The organism is Tenacibaculum sp. AHE14PA, from assembly GCF_019278465.1.
GTDB lineage: Bacteria > Bacteroidota > Bacteroidia > Flavobacteriales > Flavobacteriaceae > Polaribacter > Polaribacter bernardetii.
Genome location: NZ_CP058983.1, coordinates 2,733,544 through 2,745,884, shown reverse-complemented (window position 1 = coordinate 2,745,884; position 12,341 = coordinate 2,733,544). Strand labels below are relative to the sequence as shown.

General features: G+C 32.0%; 11 protein-coding genes and 2 tRNA genes. 9 read left to right on the top strand and 4 right to left on the bottom strand.

Annotated features, from left to right (window positions below; genetic code table 11):
- The first annotated feature begins 1 nt into the window (after position 1).
- The 4 genes from mreC to rodA are packed head-to-tail and all read left to right on the top strand — an operon-like array spanning position 2 to position 4,505.
- Positions 2 to 808 carry a rod shape-determining protein MreC gene (gene mreC / locus H0I30_RS12655; protein ID WP_218772218.1) on the top strand — a complete coding sequence of 269 codons (807 nt, stop codon included), beginning with the start codon at positions 2 to 4 and terminating at the stop codon, positions 806 to 808.
- Entirely contained in the window at positions 801 to 1,307 is a 507-nt protein-coding gene (gene mreD, locus H0I30_RS12650; protein ID WP_218772217.1) for a rod shape-determining protein MreD, read from the top strand. Before mreC ends, mreD begins: the two co-directional genes overlap by 8 nt.
- Positions 1,308 to 1,363: 56 nt before the next feature.
- Positions 1,364 to 3,247: a penicillin-binding protein 2 gene (mrdA, locus tag H0I30_RS12645; RefSeq protein ID WP_218772216.1), complete on the top strand. Its 1,884-nt coding sequence runs from the start codon at positions 1,364 to 1,366 to the stop codon at positions 3,245 to 3,247.
- Positions 3,228 to 4,505 carry a rod shape-determining protein RodA gene (rodA, locus tag H0I30_RS12640; protein ID WP_218772215.1) on the top strand — a complete coding sequence of 426 codons (1,278 nt, stop codon included), beginning with the start codon at positions 3,228 to 3,230 and terminating at the stop codon, positions 4,503 to 4,505. The genes mrdA and rodA overlap by 20 nt, the downstream gene beginning before the upstream one ends.
- A gap of 187 nt (positions 4,506 to 4,692) precedes the next feature.
- On the opposite strand, the gene rpsT is transcribed toward rodA, so the two are convergent.
- From rpsT to proS, 4 genes are all read right to left on the bottom strand, one after another.
- A complete protein-coding gene (gene rpsT, locus H0I30_RS12635; RefSeq protein WP_218772214.1) occupies positions 4,693 to 4,944 on the bottom strand; it encodes a 30S ribosomal protein S20 in 252 nt (83 codons plus the stop codon).
- A 35-nt stretch (positions 4,945 to 4,979) separates the two neighbouring features.
- Positions 4,980 to 5,051 (bottom strand) — tRNA-Glu (locus H0I30_RS12630).
- A gap of 120 nt (positions 5,052 to 5,171) precedes the next feature.
- Positions 5,172 to 5,243 (bottom strand) — tRNA-Glu (locus H0I30_RS12625).
- Between the two features lie 341 nt (positions 5,244 to 5,584).
- The gene (proS, locus tag H0I30_RS12620) at positions 5,585 to 7,063 is read right to left on the bottom strand and encodes a proline--tRNA ligase (RefSeq protein WP_218772213.1); all 1,479 of its coding nucleotides are present in this window, start codon (positions 7,061 to 7,063) and stop codon (positions 5,585 to 5,587) included.
- Positions 7,064 to 7,208: 145 nt separating this feature from the next.
- Here proS and H0I30_RS12615 point away from each other — a divergent pair, with 145 nt between their 5' ends.
- The 5 genes from H0I30_RS12615 (at position 7,209) to H0I30_RS12595 (ending at position 12,196) form a co-directional block, all read left to right on the top strand.
- Positions 7,209 to 8,354, top strand: coding sequence for a hypothetical protein (locus H0I30_RS12615; protein ID WP_218772212.1), 1,146 nt, complete (start codon positions 7,209 to 7,211; stop codon positions 8,352 to 8,354).
- 48 nt (positions 8,355 to 8,402) lie between these two features.
- Positions 8,403 to 9,755: an OmpP1/FadL family transporter gene (locus H0I30_RS12610; RefSeq protein WP_218772211.1), complete on the top strand. Its 1,353-nt coding sequence runs from the start codon at positions 8,403 to 8,405 to the stop codon at positions 9,753 to 9,755.
- Positions 9,756 to 9,858: 103 nt separating this feature from the next.
- Positions 9,859 to 10,752, top strand: coding sequence for a NifU family protein (locus tag H0I30_RS12605; RefSeq protein ID WP_218772210.1), 894 nt, complete (start codon positions 9,859 to 9,861; stop codon positions 10,750 to 10,752).
- A 12-nt stretch (positions 10,753 to 10,764) separates the two neighbouring features.
- Complete coding sequence (ubiE, locus tag H0I30_RS12600) at positions 10,765 to 11,493, top strand: bifunctional demethylmenaquinone methyltransferase/2-methoxy-6-polyprenyl-1,4-benzoquinol methylase UbiE (protein WP_218772209.1); 729 nt, start codon at positions 10,765 to 10,767, stop codon at positions 11,491 to 11,493.
- 1 nt (position 11,494) lies between these two features.
- The gene (locus H0I30_RS12595) at positions 11,495 to 12,196 is read left to right on the top strand and encodes a porin family protein (RefSeq protein WP_218772208.1); all 702 of its coding nucleotides are present in this window, start codon (positions 11,495 to 11,497) and stop codon (positions 12,194 to 12,196) included.
- Positions 12,197 to 12,341 lie beyond the last annotated feature (145 nt).

The window sequence follows — 12,341 nt, the reverse complement described above, 5'->3', positions numbered from 1 at the left end:
TATGCAACAGCTTATCTATTTCTTTCAGAGGTATAAAAACTTCTTGTTTTTTCTATTTCTAGAAATTATTGCTGTTGCATTAATCATTAACAACCATTCTTTTCATAAAAGTAAATTTATTAGTTCTACTAATTTTATAACTGGTGGTGTTTATCAAAAATCATCAGAATTATCCGAATACCTTAGCTTAAAAAGCAGAAACAAAGAATTATCCGAAGAAAATACGCGTCTTAAAAATAAATTGGATCAACTTTCTATAATTACTGATACTATTAGCAAAACGATTGATAGTGACCAAAACTTCTTATACATTAACGGAAAAATCACAAATAACTCCTACAGTAAACCAAATAACTTTATCACTATAAACAGAGGTTCTGCACATGGTGTTAATGCTGAGATGGCTGTTATAAATAGTAAGGGAATTATTGGCATTACAGATAATACAAGCGCTAAATTCGCAAGAGTACAGTCTATTTTAAATTCTAATAGTAGAATTAATGTTGGGTTTAAGAACAACAATTATTATGGTACACTAAAGTGGGACGGACTAGATTACAACAGTGTTCAGATAACAGATATACCACGCCAGGCAGTTTTTAAAATAGGTGATACCATTATTACAGGTGGTAAATCTACTATTTTTCCTAAAGGAATTCCTGTTGGTACTATTAGTGAAGTTCCTGAAAACCTTTCTGCTTCAAACACTATTGATGTGAAGTTATTTAACGACATGGCTAACTTAGGGCATATTTATATTATTACCAGTCTTAACAAAGAAGAAATTAAAAGAATTGAAGATGAATAGAACGATTTATATCATATTTTTATTTTTTTTCCTTTTATTATTACAAGTACTTGTGCTAAACAATGTTTTATTTTTGGGGTATGTAAATCCGTACTTGTACATTGTCTTTGTTTTTTTATACCCTTTAAACTCTAATAGATTTCCTTTTTTAACTTTAGCCTTTATATTAGGATTATCTGTTGATGCTTTTTCTAACTCAGGCGGAATACATGGTTTTTCTATTTTATGTATCGCTTATATAAGGCTTTTTTTTATCAAAACAATCTTTAAAAAGCACGAACCTGATTATTTATTATTCAGTTTAAGGCTCGAAACATTTGATAAAGTTTTTAATTATACCGTAATTTTAACACTAATTCACCACTTCATTTTATTTAGTTTAGTTAACTTTAGTTTTTACAATTTATCAGAAGTACTTCTAAACACAATATATTCGAGTGTGTTTACGTTAGTATTGTATTTTTTAGGTCGCTTTATATTTAGAAAAAAGCTAACTTAAGTGTCTTCTTAAACTAAAAACTATTTCTTTTTAACTAGTAAAATCACTAATAATAAATGAAACGTAGTTTCTTACTTATATTTTTAATCACCCTTATTGGACTAATTTATATTGTTAGGTTGTTTCAATTGCAAGTTATTCGTGGCACAGACCAAAACCCAGCACAAAGCTCTGCTGTTAAGATTGAATATGATTACCCAGAACGTGGTTATATATACGATCGTAATAACAAATTATTAGTAGCAAATCAATTATCATATGATGTAATGGTAGTTCCTAAAGATGTGGAACCATTAGATACTCTAGAGTTTTGCGCCCTTTTAAAAATAACAAAAGAAGACTTTAAAAAAAGATATAACAAAGCTGAAAAATATGCTCGATGGCTACCTTCTAAGTTTCTAAAACAATTAGCGAAAGAAGATTTTGCTTATCTACAAGAAAAACTACCAAAATACAAAGGTTTTTACATTCAAAAACGTATTATTAGAAATTACCCTATTGATACTGGCGCCAATATTTTAGGCTTTATTGCTGAAGTAAACGAAAAAAAAGCAAGAACAAATGATTACTATGAACAAGGAGAGTTAATAGGTAAACTTGGGGTAGAAAAACAATACGAAGGAGTTCTTAGAGGTGTTAAAGGTAAAAAGCGTTTTAAAAGAAATAACTTAAATAAAATTACCGGTTCGTATAAAGATGGTAAATTCGATACACTTGCTGTTACCGGTAAAGATTTAACACTTACTATTGATAGCGAATTACAACAATACGGCGAATTATTAATGAAAGGAAAAAGAGGTGGTATTGTAGCTATCGAACCAAAAACTGGTGAGATTTTAGCTTTAATAACAGCACCTTCTTACGACCCTAATTTATTGGTTGGTAGAAAAAGGTCTCCTAATTCAGTAAAATTATTTAATGATACCATAAACATGCCAACTTTTGACCGTGGATTGCAAGCTATGTACCCTCCTGGCTCTCCATTTAAAATTCTGAATGGATTAATTGGCTTACAAGAAGAGGTTATTGATAAAGACTTTGGTGTGTATTGTCAACATGGATACAGATACGGAGCACGTAAAAATGAGTTCATGGGATGCCACTGTGGTATTACAGGTAGACCAATTCGTTTAAAAACCGCTATTGCCAAATCATGTAATAGTTATTTTGCCACAACTTATAAGAAAATTATTGATAAAACTGGTGATCCTAAAGAAGGAATGGAAAACTGGAACAAACACGTTGAAAGTTTTGGTCTCGGAAATTACCTTGGCTATGACTTACCTGCAGGAAGAAAAGGAATGGTACCTAATACTGATTTTTACAACAAGTGGTATAAAAATAAATGGCAATCAACCTATACTATTTCAAACTCAATTGGTCAGGGTGAAATACTTGCAACTCCTATGCAACTAGCAAACATGACTGCTGCAATTGCTAATAAAGGTTACTTTTACACACCACATATTGTAAAAAAAATTGATAATAAAACAGTTACAGATTCTGCATATTCTACCCGTAGAAATACTACTATAGACCCTAAACATTTTCCTATCGCTATCGAAGCAATGCACGAAGTTTTTACATACGGAACCGCTAAGTGGTATCAAATAAAAGGAATTGAAATTTGTGGAAAAACAGGAACTGCTGAAAATAAAATTAAAATGATAGATGGAGAAAAGGTACAAGCCCAAGATCATTCTATTTTTATTGCTTTTGCCCCTAAAGATAATCCTAAAATCGCTATTGCAATTTTTGTAGAAAATGGAGGGTATGGCTCAACAATAGCAGGACCAGTAACTAGCCTTCTCATTGAAAAATACCTTAGAGGCTCAATTACAAATAAGCGCCTTGAAGACCGTATGATTAATATGAGTCTTCAAAAAGAATATGATAAATTAATTAAAAAGAAAGATACCCTTGCGTCAGGAACGAAATAACATATTTGAAGGCATCGATTGGCTGCTAGTTTTTATCTATATTATACTTGTTGGTTTCGGCTGGATGAATATTTACGCATCTTCATCAACAGATGAAACTAGAGATGTTTTCGACTTTTCTACTAAGTACGGGAAACAATTAATTTTTATATCCTTAACAATTCCTGTTATTATTCTTATTCTTTTCTTTAATTCGAAATTTTACGAGCAATTTGCAAGTGTTTTATATATATTCTCTTTAATACTACTAGCCGGGGTTTTTGTTTTCGGAAAAAAAATTAACGGAGCTACATCTTGGTATAATTTCGGTGGCATTGGTTTACAACCTTCAGAATTTGCAAAGGCATTTACTGCATTAGCGCTTGCTAAACTAATGAGTGACCGTAAGTACAACTTAAAACTAATAAAAAACCAAGTAAAAACATTTGTTATAATATTTTTACCTGCATTTCTTATTGCATTACAGCCAGATATGGGTTCTGTTTTAATTTACTTTGCTTTCTTTTTTGTCTTAAACAGAGAGGGATTAAGTTTAGTATATTTAATATTTGGTGCCGTATCTATACTTTTATTTATATTAACTATTTATTTCGGAGCCAAACTAATCCTTATTATTTGTTTAGCCCTCATCACTCTTGCAACCATCTATGCTGTATATAAAAATAAACGATTTATTAGGTTTAACGCCTTTAGAATAGTTGCTCTGTATATATTTACAAGTTTATTTGTTTTTGGCATTGGCTATATGTATGATAACATTCTAGAACAACATCAAAAAGACAGATTTGATATTTTATTAGGAAAGGTTACAGATACAAAAGGAATTGGATACAACTCTTATCAATCAGAATTAACAATTAGTTCTGGTGGTTTTTTTGGTAAAGGTTTCTTACAAGGCGATCGAACACAAGGAGATTTTGTTCCTGAGCAACATACAGATTATATATATAGTACAATTGGGGAAGAATGGGGATTCTTAGGAAGTTCTCTCGTAATAATACTATTTATGTTGCTTTTATATCGTATTATATACTTATCAGAAAAGCAAAATAATAAATTTAGCCGTATATACGGTTATGGCATAGCCTCTATCATATTCTTTCACTTAATTGTAAATATAGGTATGGTTATCGGCTTACTACCAACTATCGGAATCCCTTTACCTTTTTTCAGTTACGGAGGCTCTTCTTTATGGGGTTTTACACTACTCCTATTTATTTTCATAAGATTAGACGCTCACAAGAAATACGATTGGTAAAACAACTACTATTAATCTCTACCAGACACAAGGATAAAACTTAATACACTTCATTCTAAAAGGGTTTTTAGTAAAATCTATACCATAATACCATAAATCAAACATCTTATTTACATCAAACAAAAGCGCACAAAAAAACGCTTCGATAAAATCGAAGCGTTTTTTTATTTTGTAGCTTTAAATTGTCTTATAAAGATGCAACGTGCTTAGCTAATTTAGATTTTAAGTTAGCTGCTTTATTCTTATGAATAATGTTATTTTTAGCTAATTTATCTAACATAGATACAACAGTAGAAAACATACCTTCTGCTTCCTTCTTGTCTTCAGACGCTTTTAATCTCCTAACAGCATTACGAGTTGTTTTATGCTGATATTTGTTTCTTAAACGCTTAGCGTCGTTACTTCTAATTCTTTTTATTGCTGACTTGTGATTTGCCATTATACTAGATTCTTAATTGTTTATAAAAAACTTTGTAGTCCGTACGGGAATCGAACCCGTGTTACATGGATGAAAACCATGCGTCCTAACCCCTAGACGAACGGACCAAAACAATCATTCTGATTGCGGGTGCAAATATACAATACTTTTTGATATTTGCAATAATTTTATTTTTTTAATTAACTAATAAAAGATTTAAACTCTTTTAAAAAACTAACTAAACTCTGTAGTCCGTACGGGAATCGAACCCGTGTTACATGGATGAAAACCATGCGTCCTAACCCCTAGACGAACGGACCAAAACAACCAATTTTTCCTGATTGCGGGTGCAAATATAGTAACAGTTTTTATTCCTACAAAGCTTTTTTATTTTTTTTTGCTGTTTTTATATCACTTTAAAATACCCTATCTTAAAAACAAAACCTAATAAGATAGTTTTCAGTACTATTTCGATACAAAAAGGTAAAAATTACCCACAAAAAAACATGAAATAATTTCATTTGACTTCAATTAAATTACCTTACGAATCTATTTTAAGGTTAAAAAACATATGATAATCTAAAATAAGATTTGCCCTTATAAACTTTAGCGGAAAAAATAAGAATAAAAAACCCTGCGTTTGCAGGGTTTTTTATTCTTATTAATATGCTTTCGCAAAAAGAACCTTTTTAGAGGATGGGTTCCCTGTAAATATACACTTCCCTACTTCCTCTTTAGCATCGTTAGGAATACACCTAATGGTTGCTTTTGTTAATTCCTGAATCTTATCTTCTGTCTCAGTCGTTCCGTCCCAGTGAGCAGATACAAAACCTCCTTTATTTTCTATTACATCTTTAAATTCATCAAAAGTTGTAACCTCAGTAGTATGAGCTGCTCTATAATCTAAAGCTTTTTTAAATAAGCTTTCTTGAATCTCTTCTAATAGATTAGCAACAACATTTACTACTTCATCTATAGCAATCGTTTGCTTCTCGAAAGTATCACGACGTGCAACTTCAACAGTACCATTTTCTAAATCGCGGTTACCCATTGCAATTCTAACCGGCACACCTTTTAGTTCATATTCAGCAAACTTAGCTCCTGGTCTATAAGTATCTCTATCATCAAACTTAACAGAAACTCCTTTTTTACGCAATTCTTTAACGATTACGTCTACTTTCTCTGAAATAGCAGCTAATTGCTCTTCTCCTTTATATATAGGGACAATAACAACTTGAATTGGCGCTAATCTCGGAGGCAAAACTAATCCTGCATCATCTGAATGTGTCATAATTAAACCACCAATTAAACGTGTTGAAACTCCCCAAGATGTAGCCCAAACGTATTCTTTCTTTCCTTCTTTAGAGGTATATTTCACATCAAAAGCTTTTGCAAAATTCTGACCTAAAAAGTGAGATGTTCCTGCCTGTAAGGCCTTTCCATCTTGCATTAATGCTTCAATAGTTAAAGTATCATCGGCACCTGCAAAACGTTCACTTTCAGATTTAGCTCCTTTTACTACTGGCATTGCCATAAAATCTTCAGCAAATGTTGCATACACTTCTTGCATTTGTTTTGCTTCAGAAATAGCTTCTGCTTTTGTAGCGTGTGCGGTATGCCCTTCTTGCCATAAAAATTCGGCAGTACGTAAAAATAAACGTGTACGCATTTCCCAACGAACTACATTTGCCCATTGATTTATTAATAATGGTAAATCACGGTATGATTGTATCCAACCTTTATAGGTATTCCATATAATAGCCTCAGAAGTAGGACGAACCACTAATTCTTCCTCTAACTTAGCTTCAGGATCTACTCTTAATTTCCCTGGTTTATCAGGATCACTCTGCAAACGATAATGCGTTACAACAGCACATTCTTTTGCAAATCCTTCTGCATTTTTCTCTTCAGCCTCAAATAAACTTTTAGGTACAAAAAGCGGGAAATAAGCATTTTCGTGCCCAGTTTCCTTAAACATTCTGTCTAATTCTGCTTGCATTTTTTCCCAAATAGCAAATCCGTAAGGTTTTATAACCATACATCCTCTTACTGCCGAGTTCTCAGCTAAATTAGCTTTTACAACTAATTCGTTATACCATTTAGAGTAATCTTCTTCTCTTTTTGTCAAATGTTTGCCCATAATCAAAAGTTTGGCATAAATATTGTTATTTTTTATGCGTAAATTGTCTATGCAAAACTACATTAAAAAGGGTACAAGCCCAACAAAGAAATAATATTTTGCAACAGATTTTCGAATTAGTTTTTAATAACCTAAAAAATCAGCCATGAAGTTATATTACGCCAAAACCAAGCTCCCTATTTATATTCTATCTTTATTTATGATAATAACACTTGTTTCTTGCGGAACAATGCAAACGGTTGCTGACAGTGGTGATGGTATTTATGCTGACACTCCTCAAGAACAACCTCAGCGAAGAGTTATTATTGCTGATGAAAATGAATATCAGGAATATGAAGAAAATTATTTTACCAAAGAAATTGAACGTTTAGGTGCATTAAACGGAACCGATATTTTTACGGATATAGAAAACTATACTTCTGATGATGGTGATTACAATGAAGACGAAGATATTATATATGAAGAAGAAAATAATATTAACTATAACAACAATGAACCTTGGGGCTATAACGATAATAACAGTGATGTTGTAATAAACATAAACACTTCACCGAGATGGGGTTATTATACTGAGTGGGATAGCTTTAGTTTATATGGTTATCGTAACTTCAACAATCCATGGTGGGGACCGAGATTCTATGGTTATGGCTGGGGGTATCACAATTACTGGAACTCTCCTTACGACTACAGAAGGCTTAATAACCCATATTATAGAAATCACTACTATAACAATCGTTATTATAGACCTTATAGAGGAGCAAATTATTATAGAGGTTATAGAACTGTATCAAACTCAAGAAGAGGAACAACTAGCTATAATAGAGGTTATAAAAACAATAACCGAAATTACTCTACCTCTAGAAGATCATCAAAAACCTACAGAAGAAGTAACACTAAACTTACACGTTCTACAAAAGATGTAAAGTCACGAAAAAACAAACGAATTAAAAAACCAACAAGAGGGAGTTCTAATAAAAGATACACAAAAGGATATAACCCTAACGGAAACAGATCTGTAAAAGGAACAAGAGGTAACCGAAGTAGTCGTAGTAGTTCTACAAGAGGTACTAAAAACAACAGATCTTATTCTAAATCGAACAAAGGAAGCTCTTCTAGTTACAGAAAAAGTAAACAGCCTAAGAGCAATAGTAACTATTCTTCGCGAAGCAAAAGCTCAAGAAGTTACTCTGCTCCAACTAGAAGTTCACGTAGCTCTTCATCTAGAAGTAGTTCCAGTAGAAGTTCAAGAAGCTCTTCTAGTAGCAGAAGCTCTAGGGGCGGTAGGAGATAATTATAATCCATTTTTCTAAATAGATTTTAAAACTAATTAACAAAAAACATGAAAAGAATTTTAATTTTCGCGACTCTGATCGCTAGTACTTATAGTGCCTTTTCTCAATCATTAAGCTATAATGATTTAGGTATTCTTTTTTCTAAAGATGGCAATTACGGAACAGCTCGTTTTGAAAGTATGAGTGGCGCATTCGGTGCTTTAGGAGGTGATATTTCTGCTTTTAGCGTTAACCCTGCAGGTGCTGCCGTTGCGCAAAAAAGTGTATTTTCAGTAACTCTAGGCAACAGAAACACCGAGTATTCATCTATGTATTACGGTAACACCACAAACACACAAGACAATTATTTTGACGTTAGCCAAGCTGGTGGTATTTTAACTTTTGACACCGCTTATAACAATGATTGGAATCGTTTTGCATTAAGTTTTAATTACAGAATTAAAAAAGATTTTAACGCATTTTATTCAGCTGAAGGTAATAGTAATCGCCTATTCTACAACGAACATGTTGCTGACACAAAACCCACAAAAACACAGTTTGATGCAAGTGTCGACCAATATAACTCTAGCAAAACAGAAGGTGAAGCAAGTGTATTTAATATAGGGTTCTCTGCCGTACACCAAAACAAATTATTTGTAGGAGCCTCTTTAAACTTTCATGATTTAGAGTTTTACAGAGAAGCTTATTTTAATGAAGTTAATGACGATGTTGACGGGAATATTTTAGATGTAGAAAGTTATACAGAAACTTACATACAAGGAAGCGGATTTTCTCTTGGCTTAGGTTTCATCTATAAAGTAAATCAAAACATAAGAATTGGTTTAGCTTATGAAACTCCAACTTGGTATCAAGAAGTTATTGAAGATTATTATGATGAATTGATAATGAATGAAGTTGATGCTTTAAATATTGATGAAGATTTTGATGTTATTGGTCCAGATTCTTATGCTTATAAATTTAAATCACCTGGAAGACTAACTGCCAGTGGTGCTTATATTTTTGGTAAACAAGGTTTAATTAGTGTTGATTACACCTATAAAGATTATAAAAATATTAAATTTAATGATGGTGATTTTAATCAAGAAAACGCAAACTTCTCAAATGACTATCGAAATACACACGCTTTAAACATTGGTACAGAATGGCGTTTCGACAAAATGAGTATTCGAGGTGGATATCATTATGAAAAGGACCCAAACTTACTTATAGGAGGCAATACCAATAAAGATAATATCAAAGGATATTCAGCTGGTTTAGGTTACAACTTCGGAAACATGAAGTTTGATTTATCTTACAGTAATTACGAAAACAGACAATATTATACAATCTATAATCCTGGTGATTTAAATATAGATAACAATACTAGTAGAATTTCAGGAACCATTACTTTTAGCCTATAATTCTATCCTAAACAATATATATAAAACATCCTGCTTTTGCAGGATGTTTTATATATACATATCTCACTTTTTTACCGTAATTTTGCACTTTACTTTACAACCTATGAGCACACTAAAAATAACATTACAAGAAACTAATAACGAAACCATTCTTAAATTTGTGAGTAACAAAATTTTAGTAAACGGTGGTAGTTACGAGTTTAACAATATAGACGAAGCTAAAAATTCACCTTTAGCACAACAACTTTTTTACCTTCCTTTTGTAAAAAAAATACTAATCACTGCTAACTTCATTGCTATTCAGCGTTTTGATATTGTTCAATGGGATGATGTTGAAGAAGAAGTTCGCCAACAAATAGAAAACTATTTACAAGAAGGTAATACGCTTGTACAAGAGGAAACAACTAAAAAAGATGCTGTTGAAGTGTATGCTGAAGTTACGCCAAACCCGGCTGTAATGAAGTTTGGTTCAAACAAAGCACTTACGCAAACAGATGTTGAGTTTAAAAACATTGAAGAAGCTAGTAAATCATCTCCTTTAGCAACAGAATTATTTGGATTCTCATTTGTTAAAGAAATTTTCATTTCTGAAAACTACGTATCTATTACAAAATACGATATGATAGAGTGGAATGAAGTTCATCAAGAAATTCGTTCATTTATTAGAACCTATATTCAAGACGGAAAAACAATTATACAAGAACTTCCGAAACAGCAAACAACGCAAAATGTTGAAATCCCGAAAGAAGATTTAACAGAGATAGAAGCTAAAATAGTTGACATTTTAGATGAATACATAAAACCTGCTGTAGCTTCAGATGGAGGAAACATTGCGTTTCAATCCTACGATAAAGAAACAAAAAGAGTGAGTGTAATTCTTCAAGGCGCTTGTAGCGGATGCCCGTCATCAACTGTTACTTTAAAAAATGGTATTGAAACCATGCTTAAAGATATGCTACCAAATCAGATTAACGAAGTAGTTGCTATTAACGGATAATTTTAAAATCACATGTCTAAAACCATCAAACCATACAAAAATTCTGAATTAGGAAAAAAAGAACAAGTAGCAAAAATGTTCGATAATATTTCTGAAGATTACGATGGCTTAAACCGCGTTATCTCTTTAGGAATTGATGTAAGTTGGCGAAAAAAAGTGGTGAAATTAGTTGGCGAAAATAATCCGCAGCAAATATTAGATATTGCTACCGGAACAGGCGATTTAGCTTTAATGATGGCGAAATTAAATCCGCAAAGAATTGTAGGTTTAGATATATCTGCAGGAATGCTAGAAGTTGGAAAACAAAAAATAGCAAAAGCAGACTTAAGTGATAAGATTGAAATGATTGTTGGCGATAGCGAAGACATGCCTTTTGATGATAATACTTTCGATGCCATTACAGTTTCTTTTGGAGTTCGTAATTTCGAAAACCTAGACAAAGGTTTAACTGAAATATACCGTATTTTAAAACCCGGAGGTAAATTTGTGGTCTTAGAAACCTCTAACCCTACTAAGTTTCCTTTTAAACAAGGTTATAAGTTTTACACCAATTTTATCTTACCCATTATTGGTAAAATATTTTCAAAAGACAAAGTTGCTTACTCTTATTTATCAGAAAGTGCAAATTCTTTTCCTTTTGGAGAAGCCTTTAACAATATTTTACAAAAAAACGGGTTTAACAATGCAAAGAATTTACCTGTGACTTTTGGAGTCGCATCAATTTATACCGCTTTAAAATAGTATGTTAAAAAAACTTTTGTTCTTCGGATTTTTCGCATTTATCACAATTAGCTTTCAAGCGCAAAGTGAAAAGATATTAAATCTTCCTAGTTTTGATAAACCGATATTTCATTATGGTTTTTACCTAGGTTTAAATAATAATGGATATAAAGTTGCCTACAAACCTAGCTCATTTAATAATGCTGAGATAGAAGTAAGTTCATCTATTGGGTTTAATGTTGGTTTAATTGCTGATTTAAGGTTACATAACAATATTAACCTACGTTTTGAGCCTGGTTTAATGTCTAACACTAAAACATTGCGTTTTAAACATATTGTTGGAACAGAAAACCAGAAAGAAAGAGAAGTCGGTGCCACATATTTACGTCTACCTTTTATCTTAAAACTTAGCACCAACAGACTTAATAATATTAGACCTTATGTATTAGGAGGTATATCATATGATTATAATTTTTCTAGTAACGAAAGTAATAGTGATGATAATTTTGGTGGTGAATTTAGAACCACTTCTAGCAATATAATGTACGAAGTTGGTATTGGAATAGATATTTACTTAAGTTACTTTAAGTTCTCCCCTTCTATTAGAGGAGTATTTGCTGTTAATAACGAAGCTGTTTACGATAATACAAGCCCAAGTCAATGGACAGATCCTATTGACTTCTTAGGTACAAGAGGAGTGTTTTTACACTTATCTTTCGAATAACAAAAAGCCACTGTTAACAGTGGCTTTTTTATGCTCTTAATTTACTTAAAAGAAAAAATGACTTCCGTTACCGGAAGTCATTTTAGTTAACTACTAGATGATAGATCCCCCCGAATCTATCATCTAGCAGTTTGACACCTCTTTT

Excerpts from the sequence above, each read along its gene's own strand:
- H0I30_RS12610 (WP_218772211.1), top strand. The coding sequence starts at position 8,403 with ATGAAAAGAATTTTAATTTTCGCGACTCTGATCGCTAGTACTTATAGT.
- ubiE (WP_218772209.1), top strand. The coding sequence starts at position 10,765 with ATGTCTAAAACCATCAAACCATACAAAAATTCTGAATTAGGAAAAAAA.
- H0I30_RS12615 (WP_218772212.1), top strand. The coding sequence starts at position 7,209 with ATGAAGTTATATTACGCCAAAACCAAGCTCCCTATTTATATTCTATCT.
- H0I30_RS12605 (WP_218772210.1), top strand. The coding sequence starts at position 9,859 with ATGAGCACACTAAAAATAACATTACAAGAAACTAATAACGAAACCATT.
- mreD (WP_218772217.1), top strand. The coding sequence starts at position 801 with ATGAATAGAACGATTTATATCATATTTTTATTTTTTTTCCTTTTATTA.
- rpsT (WP_218772214.1), bottom strand. The coding sequence starts at position 4,944 with ATGGCAAATCACAAGTCAGCAATAAAAAGAATTAGAAGTAACGACGCT.
- proS (WP_218772213.1), bottom strand. The coding sequence starts at position 7,063 with ATGGGCAAACATTTGACAAAAAGAGAAGAAGATTACTCTAAATGGTAT.
- H0I30_RS12595 (WP_218772208.1), top strand. The coding sequence starts at position 11,495 with ATGTTAAAAAAACTTTTGTTCTTCGGATTTTTCGCATTTATCACAATT.
- mrdA (WP_218772216.1), top strand. The coding sequence starts at position 1,364 with ATGAAACGTAGTTTCTTACTTATATTTTTAATCACCCTTATTGGACTA.
- mreC (WP_218772218.1), top strand. The coding sequence starts at position 2 with ATGCAACAGCTTATCTATTTCTTTCAGAGGTATAAAAACTTCTTGTTT.